This window comes from Stenotrophomonas sp. YJH_SMC_135, assembly GCF_059372355.1.
In genome coordinates this window covers 1,168,096-1,190,635 of the sequence record NZ_JCAFVN010000001.1, presented here as the reverse complement: position 1 = coordinate 1,190,635, position 22,540 = coordinate 1,168,096, and the positions used below count along the sequence as shown (strand labels likewise).

The window sequence follows — 22,540 nt, the reverse complement described above, 5'->3', positions numbered from 1 at the left end:
TAACACTTATCTACACGTGGACGCAGCTGCCTCTACGATGTCCGTGCTGACGGACCCTTCCCGACAACTGCGATTGCTGATCGACAGCGTGCGCGACCATGCGCTGTACCTGCTTGATCCTGAAGGCATCGTCTGCAGCTGGAACCCGGGCGCCGAGCGCATCAAGGGCTATTCAGCCGATGAAGTGGTGGGTACGCACTTCGGTCGTTTCTACCTGGCCACCGAGCGCGAGGCCGGCGAACCGCAGCGCCTGCTCCGCCTCGCGGCGCAGCAGGGCCATGTTGCCAGCGAGGGCTGGCGGGTACGCCGCGATGGCTCCTCGTTCCGCGCCAGCGTGGTCATCGAGCCGGTCGTCGAAGCGGGCGAACTGCTTGGCTTCGTCAAGATCACCCGCGACATCACCGAGCAATGGCAGGCACAGCGACTGCTGCGCGATGCCCAGCGTGCGCTGCGCAACACCCAGCAGTTCGAGACGGTCGGCCGGCTCAGCCGCGGCCTGTCGCACGAGTTCAACAACCTGCTGACCACCATCGGCAACGCACTGGACCTGCTGTCGCTACGCGTCCGCGGTGACGATGCACGCGCCGCCGAGCTGCTGGACGCTGCGCAGGCGGCCACCGACCGCGGCGCCCTGCTGACCCGCCAGCTGCTGGCCTTCAGCACGGGCCAGACCTTGATCCGCGAACCGCTGGACATCAACACGCTGGTACAGCAATGGCTGCCGGGCCTGCAGCGCGCCTGCCCGCCCACGGTGACGCTGGACGCCTGCCTCACGCCGGGCCTGCCGCAGGTGTGCACCGACGCGATGCAGCTGCAGGCTGCCCTGGCCAACCTGGTGGCAAATGCCGTGGAGGCCACCATCGATGGCGGGCGCATCCTGATCGGCACCGCGCTGGAACATCGGCTCGACCCGGATGCGGACACTACGCTGCAACGCGGCTATGTCACCCTCAGCGTCTGTGACGAAGGCCATGGCATGGCGGCCGACATCGCCGAGCGCGCCAGCGAGCCCTTCTTCACCACCAAGGACATCGGCAAGGGCAGCGGCCTGGGCCTGAGCCAGGTGTTCGGATTCACTACCCAGAGCGGCGGCTTCGTCGATGTGTCCACCACGCCCGGTGTCGGCACGACGGTAAGCCTGCTGTTACCCGCATCAGAGGAAGCAACCCATGACCGATGAACCGATCCGCGTACTGATGGTGGAGGACCAGAACGATCTGCGCGAGATGATCGGCCTGGCCCTGCGCGATTTCGGCATCGAGGTCGCCACCACCGCCGATGGCCACGAGGCGGCGGAGCTGCTCAAGGGCGAGGCGCGTTTTGACGTGGTGTTCAGCGATGTCAGCATGCCCAACGGCATGTCCGGCATCGAACTGAGCGAGCACGTCGCCCGCGAACAGCCGCAGGCACGCATGATCCTGTCCTCCGGCTACGCGCGCTCGCAGCTGCCGCCGCTGCCGGAGCAGGTGGAGTTCCTGCCCAAGCCCTATCGCCTGCGCCAGCTGGTCGAGCTGTTGAAGCAGGATTGACCTTTCGCCAGGCCTGGCGAAGCCGATCTGCGGGTGCTGGGGCCCTACCGCCGCGACTGCGTGGTCGAACGCGTGCTGGGCGGGGCTACCGAGGATCTGCTGTCCGAAGTGCCGGCACCGCTGTTCGTATCCCACTAGCGCCGCCCTGCCCCGCACGGCGGTAGCCGGTCAGCGACTGCCCGGTGTGCCGCCGGAAGTAGCGGCACAGGTAGGACGCATCCTCGAAGCACAATCGCTCGGCGATGCGCCCGATCGGCAGCTCGCTGTAGCTCAGCAGCGCCTTGATCTCCAGCACCACCTGGCGGTCGATCAACGCCTTGGGTGTTTCACCGAAGCACTCGCGGGTCAGCTGTGAAAGATAGAACGGCGTGATGCACAACGCATCGGCATAGGACTGCACGTCGCGCTGGCGGGTACTGCGCTGGCCGACCAGTTCCCAGAAATTCCAGGCCAGGCGCTCGCGCCGGCTGACCGGCGCTGCGGCCCCCTTCTGTGCCGGCAACAGCGTGGCGAATTTCAGGAAAAAGGTCTGCAGTAGATTGCGCAGCATCACGTGCCGATAGCGGCCCCCAGTATGCTGCGCGTCCATCAGCTGCTGCAGCCAGCCCTGCAGGAGCGGCACCTCCAGCGGCGACGGCACGCAATGGGGATGCTCATGCAGGAACTTGAACAGCGCGTTGGGCAGTACGTAGGCCACCTCCGACGCCAGCGCCTTCGGCATCAGGCAGACCACCGCCAGGAAGCCACGCGATCGCTTCCGCAGCAGCGCCAGCGTGTCCTCGGCCAGCACCAGCACGTCGTGCCGCTGCACCGCCACCTCACGGAAGTTCAGCGCGAAGCGCGCACGCCCGGACACGCACACCAGTACCGCCAGATACGCGTGCCCGAACGACAGCGGAACCCCCTGCCCCTCGGCCAGCGTACTGACCTCTAGGCGCATCGATTCGTCCTGATCCAGAAGCTGGGGTATGCGGTCCATTGGCTGATCCGGCTGGAATCCGGGGCACAGCATACCTGCGCCAACGAGGCAGTTGTGAAAAGTACCGAAAACATCAAGGTCCCGCCCTGTGCCGGTAACGCGGCACGGCCTAGCCTGTGCGCTCTCTTCCTGCCCCTGGAACGGCAATGCCGCTGCATACCGAACGCTTGATCCTGCGCCCCTGGCGCGACACCGACGCCGTCGACCTGTACGAATACGCCCGCGACCTGCGCGTCGGGTCCATCGCCGGATGGCCAGCCCACACCAGCGTCGAGGAAAGTGGCGAGATCATCCGCACCGTGTTCAACCGGCCGGAGGTCTATGCCCTGCAGAGCCGCGAAGATGGCCGCGCCATCGGCTGCGTCGGCATCCTGATCGGTGCCGACAGCAACTTCGAGATCGGCGAACGCGAAGGCGAGATCGCCTACTGGATCGGCGTACCGTACTGGGGGCGCGGCCTGGTGCCCGAAGCAGTGCGCGAAGTGATGCGGCACGCCTTCCTCGGCCTGCGCCTGGACGCACTGTGGTGCGGCTACTTCGCCGACAACCTGCAGTCCCTGAGCGTACAGAGCAAATGCGGTTTCCAGCATCACCACACCGAAGTGAACAAGTTCAACAGCTTCCTCGGCGACACCACACCGAACACATCAGCCGCATCACCCGCGAGCAATGGCAGGCGCAACAGGCTTCCGTGCTGCGCGCGTGATCACCACTCAGCCGGCACGGTGCTGCATGAACAGCAGTTCCGGCGTCGAAGCGTCTTCCATCGGCTGAAAGCCCAGGTCGCGGTACAGGGTCACCGCCGCGACGTTGTCACGATAGACACGCAAGGTCAGCCGCTCCGCCCCGGGCGACTGCAACGCCTGCGCCATCAGCGCCTGCATCAGTACACGTCCCAGTCCACGCCCGCGTGCCCGCGGCGAAACGATGATGCGGCCCAGGTGCAGCGTGCCGGAGGTCGTTGGCCAGTACTGGCCGAAACCAAGGCAGTGGCCATGCGCATCCAGCAGCACCCAACCCGGGCGCTGCTGCAGTTGCAGTGCGTGCGCGAATGCATCGGCCGCGAGCGGATACAGCACTCCAGGACCGGCCCAGCGCTGGGTTGCGCTGGCCGAATCCAGCCACGCACCGATGACGGCGTAGTGCGGGGGCTGCACGGGGCGAAGGTACTCACTCATGGCGTGCGCGCAAGGAAGGATGGCCGCCATGGTGCGCGATCCCGGTGGCCGAATCACGTTGCACGGCAGCGCTTGAATTTTGTCCCAGGGCAATAAGCAATGCCGATCGTCCACCGCCGACACACCTGACAACCCCTCTTTTCCTTCTGCCCTCGGGATCCGGCATGATCCACGGCCTCAGCGCCTTGCCTCTTACGCCGGTGACCGAATCGGGCATCGACCTGCACGCCTTCGCTGGGATGGTCGAGCGACTCGCCGCCGCTGGCGTGGACTCGATGGGCGTGCTCGACTCAACTCCTTCGCACGGCGCCGCTCAAGCACCACGGTCGTGCTGCATCCTAGCGTGCGGCAGCGAGGTTGATCTGTGTCATTCGATACGAATCACGCTTTAGAGGCATCGACTTCGAGATGCTACCATCCAAGCGTCACTTCATAGGGATATAAAGCATGGGTGGTTTCAGCATCTGGCATTGGATCATCCTACTGGCGGTTATCCTGATCCCAGTAGCGATTATTGCGATAGTCCTTGCGCTCAGTCGCCGCAAGAAATAAGAAGCCAATTGAGAGTTCAAACAAAATGGGGCCGCTAAAGCGGCCCCATTTGCCTATTGCAAGTCGACCAACACGCCATCAGCGGATCATATATTCGACGTTGCAAACCTTAGCGACCCCGGCGCCACTACAGGTAATTGCCTTGACACTACCGGTCGACGACGGGCCAGATGCCGACATCGTTGCACCGAGACCTTGAAGATGGGTGACCATCCTTGCAAGATTCTCTCCGCCGTAGTCAGTCCAAGTACCATTCACCTGCTGAATATCGGTCGGAATCAACTGCCCTGCGGCGGTACGCTCACTACCGACTTCGGACTGTCCATTCTGATGCTCGAGGTTGACGACGACAACAACCGAGGAGCCGTCCTTAAACACGACCTTCATTATGATCCTCGCTTGATCGCGCAGGCCTGTGTAGTTCGTAACGTGCTGGAGTAGGTCGGCCATTGCCGTGAAAACGTCGGTTCCGACCACCTTGGAAATGACATCCGTGCTACCCGTCGCAATTTCGACCATTGCACGGAGGTTGTAGTCCGATACGTACTCGTAAGCCGTCATAGCACTTGCGCTCGGATTGAGGCCGAGCGTCGCGATTGGCACGATGAACGTGGGACGAAGTGTGCCACCACCAACGACTTGTACGCGATGAGCTCGGTTCACCTCTTCAACGGCACCCGCCGGTGGAGTCTCCCGCACAACCAGAGGTCCTGCGGCTCTCGGCTCAATGCCACCACCGCCGCCACCGGAGCTTGTACCAACGTAGTACTGCTGAATCTGGTTGTCAGTAACATTAAAAATCAGGTGAGTCCCGGGCCCTTGACGAACGGCCTCAGCGCGATAGTCACCATCAATTCGACAGGTGTCGCATCGGACAGCGGCAGCATTCACGTCTGCGACAAGAGCGCCTAAGCCAACAAATCCAAGCATCCCAGCAAGAGCGTATTTCAAAAGCATTGTCCATCTGCATGTTAGACCGATCGGCGATCGAGGCTTCTTTCCCTCGAAAGCCAAGTCGATGCTATCCCAATCGCTTGGTAAGAAAAAAGGTCGGCAATTCCATCGCGATCGCGATAACCACAGCCAATGCCAGGTACTGAGATCACCTGTGCTGCGGCGCCGCCCGGATGGCCCGCGTTCTGCGAGGAGATGCGGCAGCGCTCGGCAGAGAAAGCACGAACACCGCTGCCCGCCGACGACACGCACCGAGCAACCGCCCGGCCGGCGCAGTCGGCGAGATTTCCACAAGCCGGCAACCACTTCAGCGTCCAGGACTAGCAGCATGTTCTCCAATGGCTTCGGCTGCCATATCCGAGTACTTTTTGGCGATCTCATTTGCACGCTTCAAAGATGCCCGCTGCCGCGAATGTGTCTCTCGAAGGCGCCGCAACCCGACTTCATCGGAGGGCTCCAGGCGAGATTTCGCCGCCAGGGCCAGTTGGTCCTGAACACTTGCGCAGATGCCAAGCAAGCGAGCCAGGTCCACGCCTTCCTCCTCGGGCAGAGCGTGCAACCTACCCAGAAGAGACCGAAGTCGATCAGTCTTGAGATTCTTCGCGTTCTTACTGAGAAGCTCGCGTGTACTGATGCTTCCAACGAAAGCATCTTCGCAGAAATCTGCTCCCAGCCCCATAAACGCATATATCACCATCGTCCGCAGCTGCAGCTCCTTAAGTTCCACGTTGCAGTAGGCCAAAGCAACTGCTTTCTCACGATTGCGGAGATCGCGCTCGGCGTCCTGCCTTACCTTCTCAGCTTCGCGCTGAGAATTGAATGCCATCTGGGAAAGCGCATTGGCTTGATCTCCAAGACGATTCGCCTGCCGCCCCAGCCAAAGCGTAGCTACGCCGAGAAAGATGGTCGCAAAAACCGCGACGACGGCGACGACAACCGCCCATCCATCCCACCAAACGACGCAGCCGTCGATACCCAACTCTGGGCACGTACTAACCCCCTTCCACCAGCTCATTCCCTGATCCCCATGTGGCCTAGCTGGAATTCTGCCATGAGCAGACGGCCGGAGGCGTGCCGTGAGTAACCAGCTCGACATCTTCGATCACGACCCGGCCCGCATGGCAGCGGCCAACCGCGCAGCCGCCGAGCACGCACTGCACGACGTGCAGTTCACCGCCACCGTCCGACAGGAACGCCACGAGTTCTACCTGGGCGAAGCCGAACGCTGGGAACACCTCGCCGCGCACAGCGCGCGCACCACCAACAAAAGGACATGCAGGTATGAGTGAGTTGTGCCCCATCCTGCCTAACAGCACCAGAATGCCTAGCGTGCGTTCTTGCCTCCTAGTGGTTGACCAGTTGGAGTCGAGCCATAGCCTTCTCACACTCGCCACATACGGCGGTCAGATCAGCGACGGCCAGTCTCAGTGTGACAAAAACAGTCCGGTGGAAGTGCAGCAATTCCTCTTCCGACTCTTGGCCATTCAAAATCCTGCAATCAGCCTGAACAGTTTCCACCACGCCCTTGATCCTGAGCATCCGAGCCGCTGTTGGACGGTCAACGTAGTGCAGACGTCCAGTGATCTCCCCAAGGATCGGCAACGACAGCTTTTCAGCCGCCGCAAGAAATGCGTCTCGATATTCCTTGTCCGTCGCAAACGCCATTCCACCCAAGCTGTCGTGGTTCAAACCAGCCAAAATGCGCTCAACTTTTATGCGCACGTTGACCAACTCAGGGGCCACCTGGACCAACACCAGAAGTTGCTCTGTGTCCTCCTTGTAGCTTGTCCGTTCGGCTTGCACTCCAGCAATGCGCGTAGCCTCTTGGCTTGCTCGGTTGGCGGCTATCCCAAGCCTCCAAACCGCGTATGCAGAGGCGGAAGTCACGCCTATTCCTACCCACGCAACACCGATAGCCGTTATGCCAGTGAGAACTGCGGCGAGCGCTCCGATCGCGCTCCACGCTTCCCACCAGATATGGCAATCGTGCGCGATGGGCCAGCACTGACTAACGCCATCCAACATGCTCATTCCCTGATCCCCCTGTGGACTGTCCGGCATTCTGCCATGGCCCCGCTGCACACGGAGCGGGCCCATGGGTAAGGGCATGCCTATCGGGCTGTGCTGCGTCTGCGATGAGCCGCTCGACCTCGCCGATGCCGGTGTCTGCAAGACCTGCGGCAACGGCTTCTGCTGGAACGACTGCGGCGAGTGGCACCGCGGCGAACACACCTGCTCCACCTGCATGGACGCCGATGACGGCGACCAGGAAGACGACGAGGAAGATACCAATGGCTGACGGCTCCCGCGGTTTCAACTTCCCCATGCCGCAGCGCTCCCGCCTGCGCCCCGGCGAGATCGTCGTGGATCTGTTCGCCGGCGGTGGCGGCGCATCGGAAGGGCTCAAGCAGGCCCTCGGCATCGATCCCGCCCTGGCCTACAACCACGACGAGCTGGCCATCGGCATGCACGCCGCCAACCACCCCCTGACCCAGCACCACCGCGAGGATATCTGGCACGCCGACCCGCGCGTGGACGTGGCCGGCCGGCCCATCGGCTGGTTTCATGCCTCGCCGGACTGCACGCACTTCAGCCAGGCCAAGGGCGGCCAGCCGCGCAGCCGCAAGACCCGCGCATTGTCGTGGGTGGTGCTGAAGTGGGTTGGCCAGCTGCTGCGCGCTGATCGACTGCACGGGACCAACACCGCGCCGCGCATCATCTCCATGGAGAACGTCTGGCAGATCCTTACCTGGGGCCCGCTGGTGGCGAAGCGCTGCAAGGAAACCGGCCGCGTCATCAAGATGGATGGCACAGTGGCAGCGCGCGGCGAGCGCGTTCCGGTCGAGAACCAGCAGCTGGTGCCGGACAAATGCCATAGCGGCCGCACCTGGCGGCAGTTCGTGGCCGCCCTGCGTGCGCTGGGTTACGCAGTCGAATGGCGCAAGTTGGTGGCCAGCGACTACGGCGCCGGCACCAGCCGCGAACGCCCGTTCCTGCTCGGCCGCCGCGACGGCGAGGCAATCGTGTGGCCGGAGGCCAGCCACGGGCCCGCACCGGGCCAGAAGCCGCGCGTAACCGCTGCCGACTGCTTGGACTTCTCCATCCCCTGCCCGTCCATCTTCACCCGCGCTCGGCCGCTGGCCGATGCCACCATGCGCCGCATCGCCAAGGGCATCATGCGCCACGTCATCAACTCAGCCGATCCCTTCATTGTGCCGGTGACGCACCATGGCGGCGAATGCGGACACGACGTGCGTGATCCCATGCGCACCATCACCGCTGCCCACCGCGGTGAGCTGATGCTGGCAGCGCCGGAACTAGCCCCCTTCATCGCCGAGCATGCGAACAGCAGCCATGCCCTCGGCTCTATGCGCGCCGACGAGCCGCTGCGCACGGTCTGCGCCGGGGTGAAGGGTGGCCACTTCTCGGTGGTATCTCCGACGCTTGTCCAGACCGGCTACGGCGAGCGCGAGGGCAAGGCCCCGCGTGCACTGGACCTGCAGCAGCCGCTGGGCACGATCGTCGCGGGCGGTGTGAAGCACGCTGTGGCCGCGCCGCACCTGGTGAAGTTCCGAGGCGACAGCATCGGCACGGCCGCCACCGAGCCGGTGCCGACGATAACTTCTGGTGCTGGTGCCGCACGCCCGGCCGGTGCCGCGCATGCCCTTGGCGTCTCCACCGCTTTCATGGTCCAGGCCGCGCACGGTGAAGGTCGGCCAGACGGCCCCAAGCGCTGGGGCACCGGTAGTAAGGACACGCGCGTACCGGTGGGAACCGTGACCGCCAGCGGCAGCGGCGGGCACGCAGTGGCTACAGCCTTCCTCGAACAGGCCAATGGTGGCTTCTACCAGGGCGCGGGCAACGATACGCGAGATCCGGTAAGCACCATCACTGCCAGCGGTAGTCAGCAACGCCTGGTCACCGCCCACCTGGTGACCAACACCAGTGCGCACTGCGGCGCAGGCGGTGCAGGTCAAGTGCCAACCATCACCAGCGCCGGCAATCAGACGTTGGTTGAATGCACCCTCAGTCCTGAGCAGGAAGCCGGCGCCCTGCGCGTCGCAGCGTTCCTGGTGAAGTACTACGGCAGCGGCATCGCTGTGGATTTGCACGACCCCGTGGACACGGTGACCACCAAGGATCGCCTGGCACTGGTGACCGTCCACATCCAGGGCACACCCTACGTGATCGTGGATATCGGCCTGCGCATGCTCAAGCCGCACGAGCTGTACCGCGCCCAAGGATTCCCACCCGGATACATCATCGATCGCACGGCCAACGGCACGCCGCTCAGCACCAGCGCCGCCGTCCGCATGGTAGGCAACAGTGTAAGCCCGCCGCCGCTACGCGCCTTGGCCGAGGCCAATCTGGACCGTGTGCAGGCCGGTATCGCGGAGGCAGCATGACTGCATCAGGTGCCATTAGCCCAATCCTCAACAGTTCCCCGTGCGGCGTTCTTTGCCTCTTCCACACTGGAGTATGGGACGTGATGGGTGGGAAAGACCTCCCCGCTCTCCAGACAGATTTCCCTGACATGCACGCGACTCGACGACTCGATCTTAAGCAGTGCCGTGAAGCGGCGCCCCGCGGCGAAAAGTTGCACCTCGAGCATGTCGACTTGTTCGAAATTCATAACGTTAGTTCCAGTGCTGACGGCTCTTCTGAACTTACAACGCTCATCCCTTCGCAAACAAGCGTTTCGCTGCACGAACAGTTGACATGACGACACATGCCCATGTAACAACACCAGCGACCGCGATTGAAGTCACCAAGGCTTCGTCGCCTGTCGCCGCGGTCGTCACCACCATGCGCCGCCTGGGCGCCGCCGGCGCACCCATCTCTGCCGATCAGGTTCGCGAGTGGAGCGACACCCTCCTGCAGGAGCTGTACTCGCAACCGCCCGTGCGCTGGGAGTACCGCAACAAGAACGACGTGGGGCCAGGGTGCTGGGTGACTGCCACCCCTGAGCACTTCTATCACGCCGCGCAGCGCGGCTGGGTCGTGCGAGCCCTGTGGGAATCCCCGCGCGTCATCCAGCCGGAACGCGACCACGCCTTCAAGGCAGGCGTGTGCACCAGGTGCGGTGATCCCGAGGACTGGGCGGGCCCCGATTGTTCCCCGCTGGTCGAGAAGGTCGACCCGCGCACTCTGCTGCCCTTCGACCCGCAGTGGCTGGTCGAGCCGCTGGAATGGCTCAGGGATGCCCGTCCGAACCTCAACCCCTACGAACGCCGCAGGAGGGCCGAGCAAGCCGCCTTGCTGCTGGAAAAGCTGGTCGCCCACATCGAGGAGTGCAAGAAGCCATGACCCAGGAACATATCAGCCACCCGGAAGGGTTGCCGAACTGCACCGCCGGCCACCGCGCGCGCCACATCCACGACAGGCGCTGCGCCTCCGCCGGCGGTGGCCACATGGTCGAGTGCGCCTGCAGGTCGACCAGCAAGCATGCCGATCCCGACGCAGCCATCGCGGCATGGCGCCGGCTCAACCATCCGCCCCGCAGCGCGCGGCCACTGTCTCCGGCGGCCGTCCCCGACAACATCGTGCAGTTCAACCTCAGCCTCGCCGAGCAGGCGCCGGCCCGGAGGAAAGCCGCGGGAGGCGCCAATGGGCGCCGCTGAAAGGCTCGATCTGTCAGGGAAGGATTGGCTGACCGTTGAGGAGGCCGCCCACTACTGCGGCGTCTCCAATAGCCAGTTCAGGAAGAACGCCATGTGCTACGGACTCACTCCCCGCCGCTTCATGGGAAAGCAGTTGTACGAAAAGGCGGCGCTCTATGCCGCGATCCAAGGTGCAGAGGAATGGCAAAGGTTCGACTCTACTGGCGGGGTAGCAAGGCCTATCTCGACTGGGCGGAAGGCGGCGAGCGCTTTCGCCGGTCCATTGGGCAACCTGACGCCCGTGAGGCGGAGAGAATACGTGCCGCGAAAGAAGCAGAGCTGACCCATGGGGTGCGGATCTTGGCGCGCTTACCTAAGGTTCGCGACTACCTGGAGTGGTATCTGGACTGGTACGAGGCCGAGCACCCGACCACCATCTCGAAAGCCAGGAGTGAGGTGAAGCGCTTCATCGAGCGCTTCGGCCACCGGCCGATCGACAGCATCCGAGCGGTCGAGGTGGAGCAGTACAAGCGCGCTAGGCTGCTGGACGACAAGGCGGCAAAGGAGACTGTGGGGAAGGAGATTCGACGGCTGAAGGCGGCGTTCAACCGCGGTGTCGAATGGAAAGAGCTGGACGTGAACCCTCTGGCCTCCGTGAAGGCGCCTCGCGGCGTGCGAAGCGTGGCAGTCAAGTTCTATGACCGCGCGGCGATGCGCCGGCTGTATAGGGCGAACCCTAGTCGGGCGCCGCTTTGGCTCTTTATGGCCCACACCGGGCTGCGGCGGGGCGAGATCATCGGCTTGGAAAAAAGCTCGGTCGTGGCCGGCCGCCTCCTAGTGGAGAGCGATCCGGACGAGAACGGCGAAGGACGGACGAAGTCAGGGAAGTGGCGGGAGGTTCCCCTCAACCGCTACGCCAGGTGGGCGCTACGTCATCTGCCTGACCCGCTGGTTACGGTGCACAAGGACACTGTGTCGGACTGGTTTAAAAAAGATTCCGAGCACGCCGGTGTTGGCGGGCACCTACATAGGCTACGCCACACCTTCTGCGCTCACATGGCGATGGCTGGCGTGCCATTGCGTCGCATTCAGATTCTTGCGGGACACGCAGACTATGCGACCACTGAGAAGTTCTACGCCCATCTAACCCCCGATGGGGATGAAAGCGCGGTTGCGAAGCTGCACTTCTAAAGTCCAGCTTCGCGCCTTCGCGCTCGTTATTCTAACGACCTATGCCGAGATCCGAGTAGATCATTTCTAGATCTCTAACTGAGCCCGGATAGGGCCAGTGCCTCGATGTACTACGAGGATGCTTGAATGCGAGCCAATAGACCAACAGCGTAGATGCTGGGAAGGCAAAGACGCCGCGCCCTTTGCGCGATGCGATCCTTTCCAGAATGTAGCTGCGGCTACGAATAAAATCTCTGAACTCCGCTAGCCCTTCAAACGTAATGGATTCGGGATAGGCTTCGAACAAGTCATCCAACAAATCCGCACCGGCTCCGCCAACCGAAGACGCTTGAACAAGAGCCTCTTTTCTCATTGCTTCAAAAGGAGCTTGAGCAGTGCGAATCGTGTCCATTGCCATGCACATTAGCTCATCGGTCGTCTCCATGAGAGCGATGCTACGAGCTACCAATCTCTCAGCCTGAGACGGCACTGGGATGGGAGACTTATAGATGGCGTCGTGAGAGAGCTCAGCCATAGTGTGCTGAAGCAATGTACGAACCTGCACTTCACAGCACCATTGCGCTCCATTAGTAGGTCGCAGCTCATAGTGATGCGATTGATAACCGAACGTCGCCGGATTCTCTCTGGCCTCAGCGTTCGGGTCACGTGTCTGCTTATGATTCCAGCAATCGCTGGTTTCGATCGTCTCCAGGATCGGACCAAGTTCGTCAGAGGTGAGCACGACGAAGCGAACTCCAACCAAGTCAGTCATATCAACCACGGGATTGGCGTACTGCTTTTTCAGTTGCTTCTTTCGTGCAGAGTCCGGATCTTTCACGCGAGGAGTGGCAGGAACCTTGAACGAATCGCCGTGTTTGTCCCCGATAGCAGCAGCGATCAGATCTCCCCATTCCTGCAGACTGGCTCGATTTTCGATGATGAAATCGCCGATGTCGAGATCACTCTTCATGGAAAGTACCACGAACCACAACCGTAGCCTGCTCGTCGTTCTGATCAACAACTTCGACGACGCATTTTTCAGAGTCCGGCGGAATGATGATCTTGACGCCACTTGTAAAACTCAGCTTCCGCGGACGACGCAGCTTCGATTTTACGAACTCGACGTCCTTCGCAACGGCGGCCTTGGGGAAAGACCTGGCATCCATAAAATCAAGGAACGAATCCCGAATTTCCTCGGTAGGCATGTTCTGCTCGGCAAAATCCGAAGCACTTATTACAGCCGACGTACTGCGGAGCTCCACTCGAAGCGCCTCTTTTAGCTCCCAACGCTGATCCTCAGACAATGGAGAAGATGCGATAAATGCTCTGACATTTTCATAAAAGTCCTGGGTCAGCTTCTTCGAAGACTTTTGTATTCCCATGCCGAGGAATGCTTGATAGAAATAAGCTGCAGCAGATCGGGTCTCCGTAGCAGTGATCAGATGATCAAACAGAAAACCTCTGTAATTCGCCCGACTATAATCACCAAGGATGGTGGCAGGTACAGGCGTCTCTTCAAGCAGCAACCCGACTTTATACAAGCGCTGCGAAGGCGTTAAAGCTAGATTCTTCAAATATTTAAATGCAGCATCCTCAGCGTCGTCAGATGAGCCGAAACCATCATGAAGCTCAGCCTTGATCACCGAGACAAAACGTTTCGATGCTGCACCCATGCGCCCCCTAATTACGAAAACGATGCCTGAGAGACCGCTAGTGCTCGCTTGAGCAGTTGAAAGATTGATAGCCATAGTCTTCGAAGCGGATATGAAGTCCGCCTTCGGCAGCAGCGCAATGGCATGCGCGCCGAGCTGCATGAAGCTGCCGGCATCGTCGCGCTCAATCGAAAGCTCAATTCCATGGGACCGACTGCCGAATGCCTTGGTGAGGCGTTGCTGCAGCGCGTCGACCCCCTCGCCCGGAAGGATCATGAGTTCGTCCTTCAGGTGGGGAGGCTTCACCACCTTCTTTGCATCTTTGGCATACACCCGATGCGAAATGATCTCGTCGATCAGCAAATTGGACGTATCAAGTGCTGTTGCCGGCTTCACGGAAACCGGCGCAATGGCAACTGCAACGTTCATCCCCAGACATCCATCTTTGGCGGGAGGATCCTGGCCGGCCCCCCCCGGACCGGGCCGTCGAGGGTCGACGACAGCCCCCTTTTACCCAAAATCGTGTCCGAAGTCACATCAGAGCAGTTCGCTATAGCGAAGCTCGCTATCCGTCGGCGCGAGGACATTCGCGGGGGACGTCTCATCCGCACGCGCCAAGCCCGACTCGCCCTGTGCCATCTGTGCCAAACGGCCGTCGAATCATGGCATTCAATGCCATGCCGACACGCCGCACGCAAGGCTAAGCCTTTGATTTATGGTGACCCCGGCCCGATTCGAACGGGCGACCTTCCCCTTAGGAGGGGGACGCTCTATCCAGCTGAGCTACGGGGCCATGCAGCCGGGAAGTTTACAGGCAACGTGCCCTGCCCTCCAAGCATTCATGTTCGGCCAGGCCTGGCTGGCGCGTTGCACCATGGCCGGCCGGGGCGCTCTGCTACCATCGGCGATTCAGTTCATCGCGTCCCCCACCTGCCCGCGATGGCGCCAAACAACGTAACGAAATACAGGAGTCTGCATGTCTTCCGAGCTGCTCAAGTCCCTTGGCCTGGACGCGATCAACGCTGGCACGTACCTGGGCAACGGGGAGTGGTCGAGCGCGACCAGCGGTGAGCTGATCACCCCGGTCAACCCGACCACCGGCGAGCCGATCGCGCAGGTCCGCGCGACCACCGAGGCCGAGTACGAGACCGTCGTTGCCCGCGCCCAGGAAGCCTTCAAGGTCTGGCGCACCACGCCGGCCCCGCGCCGCGGTGAAGCCGTGCGCCTGTGCGGTGAAGCACTGCGCAGGCACAAGGACGCCCTGGGTTCGCTGGTTGCCCTGGAAATGGGCAAGAGCAAGCCGGAAGGCGATGGCGAAGTGCAGGAGATGATCGACATCGCCGATTTCGCCGTGGGCCAGAGCCGCATGCTGTACGGCTACACCATGCATTCCGAGCGCCCCGGCCACCGCATGTACGAGCAGTACCACCCGCTGGGCCTGGTCGGCATCATCTCGGCCTTCAATTTCCCGGTCGCGGTGTGGAGCTGGAACTCGTTCCTGGCCGCCATCTGTGGCGACGTGTGCATCTGGAAGCCGTCCAACAAGACGCCGCTGACCGCCATCGCCTCGCTGAAGATCTGCAACGACGCGCTGCGCGAAGCCGGCTTCCCGGACATCTTCTTCCTGATCAACGATGCCGGCACCGCGCTGTCGGAAAAGATGGTCGATGACCGCCGCGTGCCGCTGATCAGCTTCACCGGCTCGACCCAGGTCGGCCGCACCGTCAACGAGAAGGTCGCGCGCCGCCTCGGCCGCTGCCTGCTGGAACTCGGCGGCAACAACGCCATCATCCTGGACGAAACCGCCGACCTGAAGCTGGCCGTGCCGGGCATCGTGTTCGGCGCCGTCGGCACCGCCGGCCAGCGCTGCACCACCACCCGCCGCCTGATCGTGCACCGCTCGATCTACGCCGACGTGCTGGCCACCCTGGTCAAGGCCTACAAGCAGGTGGAAGGCAAGATCGGCGACCCGACCGATGCGGCCAACCTGATGGGCCCGCTGAACAGCGAAGGCGCCGTGCAGCAGTTCCTCGATGCGATCGCCCAGGCCAAGGCGGCCGGCGGCACCATCGAAACCGGTGGCAGCCGCATCGACCGCCCGGGCAACTTCGTGTTGCCGGCCATCGTCTCCGGCCTGAAGAACAGCGACGCCGTGGTGCAGCACGAGACCTTCGCGCCGATCCTGTACGTGATGCCGTACGACACCCTCGATGAAGCCATCGACATGCAGAACGGCGTGCCGCAGGGCCTGTCGTCCTCGATCTTCACCCAGAACCTGAAGACTGCCGAGAAGTTCCTGTCGGCCGCCGGCAGCGACTGCGGCATCGCCAACATCAACATCGGCACGTCCGGTGCGGAGATCGGCGGCGCCTTCGGTGGCGAGAAGGACACCGGCGGTGGCCGCGAGTCCGGTTCGGATGCGTGGAAGGTCTACATGCGCCGCCAGACCAACACCATCAACTATTCGGATTCGCTGCCGCTGGCCCAGGGCATCAAGTTCGACCTGTGATGGCGAACGACGCGGACACGTCCGTGGGCCAGAGCCCCTCCGGGGATCTGGCCCCAGCGAGGGGTCGGATCCCCGCAGGGGCTCCGACCCTCGATTTCAGCGGCCGCCGCGTGCTCATCGCCGGCGGCAGCAAGGGCATTGGCCGTGAAATGGCGCTGGCCTTTGCCGGCGCCGGCGCACAGGTCTCGGCCTGCGCCCGCGGCCAGGCCGGCCTGGATGCCCTGCGTGCCGATGCACGGGCGCAGGGCTTCGAACTGCACGCGTTCTCCACCGATCTGGCCGATCCCGGCCAGATCCAGGCCTGGCTGCAGGCCGCCGCCGATGCCCTCGGCGGTATCGATGTGCTGGTCAACAATGCCACCGGCTACGGCATGGCCGATGACGAGGACGGCTGGGCCGCCAGCCTGCAGATCGACCTGATGGCGGCCGTGCGTGCCTCGCGCCTGGCACTGCCATGGCTGCGTGCCTCCAGCGACGCCTGCATCCTCAATCTGTCGTCGATTGCCGCGCAGCAGCCGCGCCCCGGTGGCGCGCCGTATGCTGCGGCCAAGGCGGCGCTTTCGCACTACACCACGTCACAGGCGCTGGCGCTGGCCAAGGACCGGATCCGGGTCAATGCCATCGCCCCGGGCTCGATCGAGTTCGATGACGGCCTCTGGGACCGTCGTCGCGTCGAGGACCCCGCGCTGTACCACGGCACCCTGGCGAAGATTCCGTTCGGCCGCTTCGGCTACCCGCGCGAGATCGCCGACGCCGCGCTGTTCCTGTGCTCGCCGCTGGCGCGCTGGGTCACCGGTAGCGTGCTCAATGTGGATGGCGGCCAGGTGTTGATGGGCTGATACCGGCACTTCGGTAGCCGCCAAGCCTGGTTGGCATGCCTTTCGTCGACCAAGGTCGACGCCTACCAGGGCCGAAATCCCTTCGTCGACCAAGGTCGACGCCTACCAGGGCCGAAATCCCTTCGTCGACCAAGGTCGACGCCTACCAAGGCCGATATCCCTTTCGTCGACCAAGGTCGACGCCGACCAGGGCCGAAATCCCATTCGCCGGCCAGGGGCGACGCCTGCCATCGCATCCGCCGGGCATGGGATTGCCGGGGCAGAGGCACTATCATGTGCACACTGCCAAGGAGGACCCCGATGAGCGTGGCACCCCGACAGACAAGCGCCCTGGCCGTGGTCAGCCTGGTCATGGGCATCGCCAGCTGGACCGTCCTGCCCTTCGTGGCCAGCATCGTCGCCATCATCACCGGCCACATGGCCCGCGCCGAAATCCGCCGCCGCCCGCACGAACTGGAAGGCGATGGCCTGGCCGTCACCGGCCTGGTGCTGGGCTGGGTCATGGTCGGCGCGGCACTTGCCGCCATCGTGGTCTTCATCCTGTTCTTCGGCGGCCTGGCGTGGCTGGCGGCGGTGTCGAACTGACGCCATGACCGCCTCCGACAGCACTGAACGCTTCAGCAGCCGCGTCGCCGACTACGTCCGCTACCGGCCCGACTACCCACCCGCGCTGCTGGAGTGGCTGCACGGCCCGATGGGTGTCAGCCAGCAGGTGCGTGTGGCTGACATCGGCGCCGGCACCGGCATTTCCAGCCGCCTGTTCCTGGCCAGCGGCCATCCCGTTGTCGCGGTTGAGCCCAATGCGGCCATGCGCGGCGCGGCCGAAGAATGGCTGGCACCGCAGTACCCGCAGTTCCGTGCGGTGGACGGCCGCGCCGAGGCCACCGCACTGGACGATGCCAGCATCGACCTGGTCAGCGTCGCGCAGGCCTTCCATTGGTTCGACACCGTGGCGGTACGCGCCGAGTGGCAGCGCATCCTCCGCCCCGGCGGCCAGGCCCTCATCTACTGGAATTCTCGCCTCCTCGATGCCAGCCCGTTCCTGGTCGGCTACGAACAGCTGCTGCTGGACTACGGCACCGACTACACCGCCGTGGCCGAGCGCTACCAGGACGACGCCACCATGCAGGCCTGGTTCGGCGCTGGCCTGCGCGGCAGGGTGGAGCTGCCGAACGTGCAGCACCTGGACTTCGACGCCCTGCGCGGGCGCCTGCTGTCCTCCTCCTACGCCCCTCAATCCGGTCATCCGCGCCACGCACCGATGATCGACGCTCTGCAGCACCTGTTCGCCGCCCACGCGGTCGACGGCCAGGTCGCTTTTGAATATCGAACCCGAGCCTTCCTCGGCACGCTGGACTGAACCGACGCATGTATTCGCTTGCCCGCCCCTTCCTGTTCTCGCTCGACGCCGAGCGCGCCCACGGCCTTGGCCTGTCCGCACTGGACCTGGCCTATCGCACCGGCACCACGCCGCTGCTGGCCGCACGCATCGCGCCGATGCCCAGCACGGTGTTCGGGCTGACGTTCCCCAACCCGGTCGGCCTGGCCGCCGGCCTGGACAAGAACGGGGAGCACATCGATGCGCTGTTCGCGCTCGGCTTCGGCTTCGTCGAAATCGGCACGATCACCCCGCGCCCGCAGGCCGGCAATCCGCAGCCGCGCCTGTTCCGCCTGCCGGATCACAACGCGATCATCAACCGCATGGGCTTCAACAATGCGGGCGTGGACGCGCTGGTGCGCAACGTCGAGCGCGCGCGCAACCGCCGAGGCCTGCTCGGCATCAACATCGGCAAGAACAAGGACACCCCCAACGAACAGGCCGTGGACGATTACATCGCCTGCCTGGACAAGGTGTACCCGCTGGCCGACTACATCACTGTCAACATTTCCTCGCCCAACACCGCCGGCCTGCGTGAACTGCAGGAAGAAACCGCGCTGCGCCAGCTGGTCAGCCAACTGCGCGACCGCCAGGAAGATCTCGCGGCCCAGCACGGCCGCCGCGTGCCGATGCTGGTGAAGGTGGCGCCGGACCTCAGCGAGCGCGACATCGATGCCGCCGCCCGCGTGCTGGGCGAGCTGCAGGTGGACGGCGTGATCGCCACCAACACCACCATCGACCACAGCAAGGTGGCCGGCGATCCGCTGGCCAACGAGGCCGGTGGCCTGTCCGGTGCGCCGGTGCTGGAGCAGTCCACGCTGGTGCTGCGCCGCCTGCGCTCGCGCCTGCCCGAGTCGGTGCCCTTGGTCGGCGTCGGCGGCATCCTGTCCGGTGCCGATGCCGTGGCCAAGATGGCGGCCGGTGCCGCGCTGGTGCAGTGCTACAGCGGCCTGATCTTCCGTGGACCGGCGCTGGTTTCCGAATGCGTGGAGGCGATCCGTCGCCGCCGCGAAGCGCCCAGCCGCGGCGCGGTGGCCCCACTGTGAGCGCGCCCATGGACACCATCGACGGCAACGCCCCGCTGCGCTGGACACTCACCCGCAATGCGCCGCTGCAGGCACTGAATACCTTCCACGTGCAGGCCAATGCGGAACAGCTGCTGGAACTGCACGATGCCGCGCTGCTGCCGGAGGTGCTGGCACTGCCCGAGGTGGCCAACGGCCCACTGCTGGTGCTGGGTGCCGGCAGCAACGTCCTGATCGCCGAGGACCTGCCCGGTACCGTGCTGGTGTTCGGCAACCGCGACATCAGTTTCCTTGAACACCGCGCCGACCACGCGGTGATCCGCGCCGGCGCCGGCGTGCCCTGGCATGGCCTGGTGATGTGGTCGCTGCAGGAAGGCCTGTCCGGCCTGGAAAACCTGGCGCTGATTCCCGGCACCGCCGGTGCCGCACCGATCCAGAACATCGGCGCCTATGGCGCGCAGGTCGGCGAGTTCATCCAGGCGGTCGAAGCCTGGGACTGCCAGGAGCAGGCCTGGGTGCGCCTGGATAACGAACAGTGCGGTTTCGCCTACCGCGACAGCGTGTTCAAGCAACAGCCCGATCGCTACCTGATCACTGCCATCGAACTGAAACTGCCACTGCTGCACGATCTGCGCATGGACTACGCCGGCATCCGCGAAGAGCTGCAGGCGCAGGGCGTGGAGCTGCCGGGCGCCGTGGACGTGGCCAACGCGGTGATCGCGATCCGCCGCCGCAAGCTGCCCGACCCGGAGGTACTGGGCAACGCCGGCAGCTTCTTCAAGAACCCGGTGCTGCCGCTGGAACAGGTCGACGTGCTGCTGCAGCACTTCCCCGACCTGCCGGTGTTCCCGGCCGAGCAGGACGACAAGCGCAAGGTCTCGGCAGCCTGGATGATCGAATCCTGCGGCTGGAAGGGCTTCCGCGACGGCGATGCCGGCGTGGCCCCCAGCCACGCGCTGGTGCTGGTCAACCACGGCAATGCCAGCGGCGCTGAACTGCTGGCGCTGGCGCGCCGCATCTCGGCCTCGGTGCTGGAAAAATTCGGCGTGCCGATCGAACCGGAGCCCCGCCTGCTCGGCGCACAGTGGTGAACAGCCCCACCCTTTCCCCCAGCGCCACCCCGATGCGGGCGGCGCTGCTGATGCTCGGCAGCACGATGGCGTTCGGCCTGATGGCGGTGGCGATCCGCTATGCCACGCGCTACGTGCCCACCCAGGAAGTGGCGTTCTTCCGCAACGCCTTCGGCCTGCTGGCGCTGCTGCCGATGCTGCTGCGGCCCGGCCGTGCGCCCTTGAAGACGCAGCAGCTGCCACGCTATTTCGTGCGCAGTGCAATCGGCCTGGGCTCGATGCTGTGCGCATTCTGGGCGCTGGGTCACCTGCCGTTGGCGCAGGCGGTTTCGCTCTCCTATTCCACGCCGCTGTTCGTCACCATTGCCGCCGTGCTGTGGCTGGGTGAAACCGTGCGCGTGCGCCGCTGGGCCGCGGTCGTGGTCGGCTTCATCGGCGTGCTGGTGATCGTGCGTCCCGGCACCGCCGGCTTCACCGCCGGCAGCCTGGTCGCGGTGGGTGCGGCGGTACTCAGCTCGCTGGTGGCGATCCAGATCAAGCAGCTGACCCGCGTCGACAGTGCCGATACCGTGGTGCTCTATACCTACGTGTTCTGGGTGCCGCTGTCGCTGGTGCCGGCGCTGTTCGTCTGGGCCTGGCCAACCGGGTCGGCCTGGCTGTGGCTGCTGGCCACCGGCGTGCTCGGCACCGTCGGCCAGCTGTTGTGGACCCGCGCGCTACGGCTGGGCGAAGTCTCCGCCTTGACCCCGATCAGCTTCCTGCAGCTGCCACTGGTAACGCTGTTCGGCTGGCTGCTGTTCAACGAAACGGTGGACCGCTGGACGATCATCGGTGCCGGCATCATCCTCGCCGCCAACGCCTACATCGCCCACCGCGAAGCCGTGCTGTCACGCCGCGCTGCAAGCGCGGCGGCCTCTGCAGCGGCCAAGCCCGCAGAGTAGATCCACACCCCGCGCAGACACCGCGGCCCCCTGTAGAGCCGAGCCATGCTCGACTCATCGCGCAGCGTGAGGGTTCATCGTGGAAATGCCATCCACGCATGGCGTGGATCTACAGCGCGCGATACACCCGCTCTGCCGCGTCGAATACATTGCCCGGTGCGAACTGTTCGCTGAGGAAATGCAGCGACTGCCGGCGCAGCTGCGGCGAACGGTCCTCTCCATCACTGCCCAGCAGGACCTGCTGGAACTCGATCAGGTCCTGCAGGATGCGCCAGTGCCGGTACCAGGCGATCCAGCGTGGATCGCCGCGGTCACTGCCATAGCCTTCCTCGAATCCCAACGGGTTCTCGCGCCCCCAGCGCCCACCGACCGCGCCACCGATGAACATCAGGTCGCGCTCGCGCGGGGCCAGCGACAGGCCATCCCAATCGATCAGGTGCAGGCTGCCGTCATTGCCCATCAGCAGATTGCCGGCATGCAGGTCGGTGTGGCACAGGTGCAGCCGCACCGGGACATCCTGCAACGCCGCGTGCAGCTGCAGTGCCTGCGCATGCAGCGCCGCGATGCGCGCATGCTGCTGGTCCCAGACGGATACGAAGGCCCGGCCCAGCCCATCCCTGGCGGCCGCCAGGCCCTCGCCGGCCAGCCATTGCCCGACCGTATCAAGCGCCGCGGTTTCCATCCGCAGGCTCGGCAGCGCCTCCTGCAGCGCCGGTGGCGGGCACGCCTCGTGCAGGCGCCGCAGCACCTCGCCCAATCGTTGCCACTGCGTGCGGCTCAACGCCGCCTCGAAGCCGGACTGGCCTTCCACATACGGGAACAGGGTGAACTGCAGGCCCCAGCGCTGCACTGACGCTCCACCGGTCAGGGCCGGCCAGGGCGCGACGATTTCCTCGATGCCCAGCGTGCCGCGCAGCCAATGCAGGGTGTCCCAGACGGCAGGGGCAACCTGGTAACTGCGGCACTTCAACCACCATTGCCCGCGCCGTGCATCGATGCGATACACACTGGCGTTGGCATCGGCGCCAACCGGGCGTGGCACCACGGCATTGGCGGTGATGCCATAGGACTGCTGAAGGACTTCGCCGAGATGCTGCGCCGAAGCGAATGACATGGATGCAAGCGGAGAGTATTACCTGCCGCCACTATCGCAGATGCGCGGGC

At 64.1% G+C, this 22,540-nt stretch carries 24 protein-coding genes, 1 tRNA gene and 1 pseudogene; 16 read left to right on the top strand and 10 right to left on the bottom strand.

Annotated features, from left to right (window positions below; translation table 11 throughout):
- Positions 1-16: 16 nt before the first annotated feature.
- Both AC5P98_RS06000 and AC5P98_RS05995 read left to right on the top strand, forming a co-directional pair.
- A complete protein-coding gene (locus tag AC5P98_RS06000) occupies positions 17-1,180 on the top strand; it encodes a two-component system sensor histidine kinase NtrB (protein WP_401733632.1) in 1,164 nt (387 codons plus the stop codon).
- Positions 1,170-1,529 (top strand): response regulator, encoded by a 360-nt coding sequence (locus tag AC5P98_RS05995; RefSeq protein ID WP_014646927.1) that lies wholly within the window; start codon positions 1,170-1,172, stop codon positions 1,527-1,529. Before AC5P98_RS06000 ends, AC5P98_RS05995 begins: the two co-directional genes overlap by 11 nt.
- A gap of 85 nt (positions 1,530-1,614) precedes the next feature.
- On the opposite strand, the gene AC5P98_RS05990 is transcribed toward AC5P98_RS05995, so the two are convergent.
- A complete protein-coding gene (locus AC5P98_RS05990) occupies positions 1,615-2,508 on the bottom strand; it encodes a helix-turn-helix domain-containing protein (protein WP_049406528.1) in 894 nt (297 codons plus the stop codon).
- Between the two features lie 146 nt (positions 2,509-2,654).
- Between AC5P98_RS05990 and AC5P98_RS05985 the strand changes: the two are divergent.
- A pseudogene (locus tag AC5P98_RS05985) lies at positions 2,655-3,214 on the top strand (GNAT family N-acetyltransferase).
- Between the two features lie 7 nt (positions 3,215-3,221).
- Here AC5P98_RS05985 and AC5P98_RS05980 read toward each other — a convergent pair.
- From AC5P98_RS05980 to AC5P98_RS05970, 3 genes are all read right to left on the bottom strand, one after another.
- Positions 3,222-3,686, bottom strand: a complete 465-nt coding sequence (locus AC5P98_RS05980) for a GNAT family N-acetyltransferase (protein WP_049406532.1) — start codon at positions 3,684-3,686, stop codon at positions 3,222-3,224.
- A gap of 630 nt (positions 3,687-4,316) precedes the next feature.
- Positions 4,317-5,195 (bottom strand): hypothetical protein, encoded by an 879-nt coding sequence (locus AC5P98_RS05975; protein WP_234413146.1) that lies wholly within the window; start codon positions 5,193-5,195, stop codon positions 4,317-4,319.
- A 304-nt stretch (positions 5,196-5,499) separates the two neighbouring features.
- A complete protein-coding gene (locus tag AC5P98_RS05970) occupies positions 5,500-6,207 on the bottom strand; it encodes a hypothetical protein (RefSeq protein ID WP_049406535.1) in 708 nt (235 codons plus the stop codon).
- A gap of 61 nt (positions 6,208-6,268) precedes the next feature.
- On the opposite strand from AC5P98_RS05970, the gene AC5P98_RS05965 reads away from it, so the two are divergent.
- Positions 6,269-6,481: a hypothetical protein gene (locus tag AC5P98_RS05965; protein ID WP_049406537.1), complete on the top strand. Its 213-nt coding sequence runs from the start codon at positions 6,269-6,271 to the stop codon at positions 6,479-6,481.
- Between the two features lie 55 nt (positions 6,482-6,536).
- On the opposite strand, the gene AC5P98_RS05960 is transcribed toward AC5P98_RS05965, so the two are convergent.
- Positions 6,537-7,223, bottom strand: coding sequence for a hypothetical protein (locus AC5P98_RS05960; protein WP_049406539.1), 687 nt, complete (start codon positions 7,221-7,223; stop codon positions 6,537-6,539).
- 64 nt (positions 7,224-7,287) lie between these two features.
- Between AC5P98_RS05960 and AC5P98_RS05955 the strand changes: the two genes are divergently transcribed.
- Complete coding sequence (locus AC5P98_RS05955) at positions 7,288-7,491, top strand: hypothetical protein (protein WP_049406541.1); 204 nt, start codon at positions 7,288-7,290, stop codon at positions 7,489-7,491.
- Positions 7,484-9,598 (top strand): DNA cytosine methyltransferase, encoded by a 2,115-nt coding sequence (locus AC5P98_RS05950; RefSeq protein WP_049406543.1) that lies wholly within the window; start codon positions 7,484-7,486, stop codon positions 9,596-9,598. The genes AC5P98_RS05955 and AC5P98_RS05950 overlap by 8 nt, the downstream gene beginning before the upstream one ends.
- A 5-nt stretch (positions 9,599-9,603) precedes the next feature.
- Here AC5P98_RS05950 and AC5P98_RS05945 read toward each other — a convergent pair whose 3' ends face one another.
- The gene (locus AC5P98_RS05945; protein WP_049406545.1) at positions 9,604-9,825 is read right to left on the bottom strand and encodes a hypothetical protein; all 222 of its coding nucleotides are present in this window, start codon (positions 9,823-9,825) and stop codon (positions 9,604-9,606) included.
- Positions 9,826-9,911: 86 nt separating this feature from the next.
- Between AC5P98_RS05945 and AC5P98_RS05940 the strand changes: the two genes are divergently transcribed.
- The 3 genes from AC5P98_RS05940 (at position 9,912) to AC5P98_RS05930 (ending at position 11,983) form a co-directional block, all read left to right on the top strand.
- The gene (locus AC5P98_RS05940) at positions 9,912-10,499 is read left to right on the top strand and encodes a hypothetical protein (RefSeq protein ID WP_049406547.1); all 588 of its coding nucleotides are present in this window, start codon (positions 9,912-9,914) and stop codon (positions 10,497-10,499) included.
- Entirely contained in the window at positions 10,496-10,813 is a 318-nt protein-coding gene (locus AC5P98_RS05935; RefSeq protein ID WP_495229905.1) for a hypothetical protein, read from the top strand. Before AC5P98_RS05940 ends, AC5P98_RS05935 begins: the two co-directional genes overlap by 4 nt.
- Positions 10,814-10,993: 180 nt before the next feature.
- Positions 10,994-11,983 (top strand): tyrosine-type recombinase/integrase, encoded by a 990-nt coding sequence (locus AC5P98_RS05930; protein WP_053091706.1) that lies wholly within the window; start codon positions 10,994-10,996, stop codon positions 11,981-11,983.
- A gap of 31 nt (positions 11,984-12,014) precedes the next feature.
- On the opposite strand, the gene AC5P98_RS05925 is transcribed toward AC5P98_RS05930, so the two are convergent.
- From AC5P98_RS05925 to AC5P98_RS05915, 3 genes are all read right to left on the bottom strand, one after another.
- The gene (locus AC5P98_RS05925) at positions 12,015-12,932 is read right to left on the bottom strand and encodes a GTP pyrophosphokinase (RefSeq protein WP_080354530.1); all 918 of its coding nucleotides are present in this window, start codon (positions 12,930-12,932) and stop codon (positions 12,015-12,017) included.
- Positions 12,922-14,043, bottom strand: a complete 1,122-nt coding sequence (locus tag AC5P98_RS05920; RefSeq protein WP_049406556.1) for a nucleoid-associated protein — start codon at positions 14,041-14,043, stop codon at positions 12,922-12,924. Before AC5P98_RS05920 ends, AC5P98_RS05925 begins: the two co-directional genes overlap by 11 nt.
- 287 nt (positions 14,044-14,330) lie before the next feature.
- Positions 14,331-14,407 (bottom strand) — tRNA-Arg (locus tag AC5P98_RS05915).
- A 183-nt stretch (positions 14,408-14,590) separates the two neighbouring features.
- Between AC5P98_RS05915 and amaB the strand changes: the two genes are divergently transcribed.
- From amaB to AC5P98_RS05880, 7 genes are all read left to right on the top strand, one after another.
- On the top strand, positions 14,591-16,123 hold the full coding sequence (gene amaB / locus AC5P98_RS05910) for an L-piperidine-6-carboxylate dehydrogenase (RefSeq protein ID WP_014646923.1): 1,533 nt from the start codon (positions 14,591-14,593) through the stop codon (positions 16,121-16,123).
- Complete coding sequence (locus AC5P98_RS05905) at positions 16,123-16,962, top strand: SDR family NAD(P)-dependent oxidoreductase (RefSeq protein ID WP_049406558.1); 840 nt, start codon at positions 16,123-16,125, stop codon at positions 16,960-16,962. The genes amaB and AC5P98_RS05905 overlap by 1 nt, the downstream gene beginning before the upstream one ends.
- A gap of 300 nt (positions 16,963-17,262) precedes the next feature.
- Complete coding sequence (locus AC5P98_RS05900; RefSeq protein ID WP_014646921.1) at positions 17,263-17,547, top strand: DUF4190 domain-containing protein; 285 nt, start codon at positions 17,263-17,265, stop codon at positions 17,545-17,547.
- A gap of 4 nt (positions 17,548-17,551) precedes the next feature.
- A complete protein-coding gene (locus tag AC5P98_RS05895) occupies positions 17,552-18,322 on the top strand; it encodes a class I SAM-dependent methyltransferase (protein ID WP_049406336.1) in 771 nt (256 codons plus the stop codon).
- 8 nt (positions 18,323-18,330) lie between these two features.
- On the top strand, positions 18,331-19,386 hold the full coding sequence (locus tag AC5P98_RS05890; RefSeq protein WP_049406334.1) for a quinone-dependent dihydroorotate dehydrogenase: 1,056 nt from the start codon (positions 18,331-18,333) through the stop codon (positions 19,384-19,386).
- A gap of 8 nt (positions 19,387-19,394) precedes the next feature.
- Positions 19,395-20,456: a UDP-N-acetylmuramate dehydrogenase gene (gene murB, locus AC5P98_RS05885; RefSeq protein WP_049406332.1), complete on the top strand. Its 1,062-nt coding sequence runs from the start codon at positions 19,395-19,397 to the stop codon at positions 20,454-20,456.
- 32 nt (positions 20,457-20,488) lie between these two features.
- Positions 20,489-21,376 carry a DMT family transporter gene (locus tag AC5P98_RS05880; protein WP_049406338.1) on the top strand — a complete coding sequence of 296 codons (888 nt, stop codon included), beginning with the start codon at positions 20,489-20,491 and terminating at the stop codon, positions 21,374-21,376.
- Between the two features lie 109 nt (positions 21,377-21,485).
- On the opposite strand, the gene AC5P98_RS05875 is transcribed toward AC5P98_RS05880, so the two are convergent.
- On the bottom strand, positions 21,486-22,490 hold the full coding sequence (locus AC5P98_RS05875) for an aminoglycoside phosphotransferase family protein (protein ID WP_032959991.1): 1,005 nt from the start codon (positions 22,488-22,490) through the stop codon (positions 21,486-21,488).
- Positions 22,491-22,540 lie beyond the last annotated feature (50 nt).

Excerpts from the sequence above, each read along its gene's own strand:
- amaB (WP_014646923.1), top strand. The coding sequence starts at position 14,591 with ATGTCTTCCGAGCTGCTCAAGTCCCTTGGCCTGGACGCGATCAACGCT.
- AC5P98_RS05945 (WP_049406545.1), bottom strand. The coding sequence starts at position 9,825 with ATGAATTTCGAACAAGTCGACATGCTCGAGGTGCAACTTTTCGCCGCG.
- AC5P98_RS05950 (WP_049406543.1), top strand. The coding sequence starts at position 7,484 with ATGGCTGACGGCTCCCGCGGTTTCAACTTCCCCATGCCGCAGCGCTCC.
- AC5P98_RS05895 (WP_049406336.1), top strand. The coding sequence starts at position 17,552 with ATGACCGCCTCCGACAGCACTGAACGCTTCAGCAGCCGCGTCGCCGAC.
- AC5P98_RS05975 (WP_234413146.1), bottom strand. The coding sequence starts at position 5,195 with ATGCTTTTGAAATACGCTCTTGCTGGGATGCTTGGATTTGTTGGCTTA.
- AC5P98_RS05920 (WP_049406556.1), bottom strand. The coding sequence starts at position 14,043 with ATGAACGTTGCAGTTGCCATTGCGCCGGTTTCCGTGAAGCCGGCAACA.
- AC5P98_RS05880 (WP_049406338.1), top strand. The coding sequence starts at position 20,489 with ATGCGGGCGGCGCTGCTGATGCTCGGCAGCACGATGGCGTTCGGCCTG.
- AC5P98_RS05935 (WP_495229905.1), top strand. The coding sequence starts at position 10,496 with ATGACCCAGGAACATATCAGCCACCCGGAAGGGTTGCCGAACTGCACC.
- AC5P98_RS05890 (WP_049406334.1), top strand. The coding sequence starts at position 18,331 with ATGTATTCGCTTGCCCGCCCCTTCCTGTTCTCGCTCGACGCCGAGCGC.
- AC5P98_RS05925 (WP_080354530.1), bottom strand. The coding sequence starts at position 12,932 with ATGAAGAGTGATCTCGACATCGGCGATTTCATCATCGAAAATCGAGCC.
- AC5P98_RS05980 (WP_049406532.1), bottom strand. The coding sequence starts at position 3,686 with ATGAGTGAGTACCTTCGCCCCGTGCAGCCCCCGCACTACGCCGTCATC.
- AC5P98_RS05905 (WP_049406558.1), top strand. The coding sequence starts at position 16,123 with ATGGCGAACGACGCGGACACGTCCGTGGGCCAGAGCCCCTCCGGGGAT.
- AC5P98_RS05960 (WP_049406539.1), bottom strand. The coding sequence starts at position 7,223 with ATGAGCATGTTGGATGGCGTTAGTCAGTGCTGGCCCATCGCGCACGAT.
- AC5P98_RS05900 (WP_014646921.1), top strand. The coding sequence starts at position 17,263 with ATGAGCGTGGCACCCCGACAGACAAGCGCCCTGGCCGTGGTCAGCCTG.
- murB (WP_049406332.1), top strand. The coding sequence starts at position 19,395 with ATGGACACCATCGACGGCAACGCCCCGCTGCGCTGGACACTCACCCGC.
- AC5P98_RS05990 (WP_049406528.1), bottom strand. The coding sequence starts at position 2,508 with ATGGACCGCATACCCCAGCTTCTGGATCAGGACGAATCGATGCGCCTA.
- AC5P98_RS05970 (WP_049406535.1), bottom strand. The coding sequence starts at position 6,207 with ATGAGCTGGTGGAAGGGGGTTAGTACGTGCCCAGAGTTGGGTATCGAC.
- AC5P98_RS05940 (WP_049406547.1), top strand. The coding sequence starts at position 9,912 with ATGACGACACATGCCCATGTAACAACACCAGCGACCGCGATTGAAGTC.
- AC5P98_RS05955 (WP_049406541.1), top strand. The coding sequence starts at position 7,288 with ATGGGTAAGGGCATGCCTATCGGGCTGTGCTGCGTCTGCGATGAGCCG.
- AC5P98_RS05875 (WP_032959991.1), bottom strand. The coding sequence starts at position 22,490 with ATGTCATTCGCTTCGGCGCAGCATCTCGGCGAAGTCCTTCAGCAGTCC.
- AC5P98_RS05930 (WP_053091706.1), top strand. The coding sequence starts at position 10,994 with ATGGCAAAGGTTCGACTCTACTGGCGGGGTAGCAAGGCCTATCTCGAC.
- AC5P98_RS05995 (WP_014646927.1), top strand. The coding sequence starts at position 1,170 with ATGACCGATGAACCGATCCGCGTACTGATGGTGGAGGACCAGAACGAT.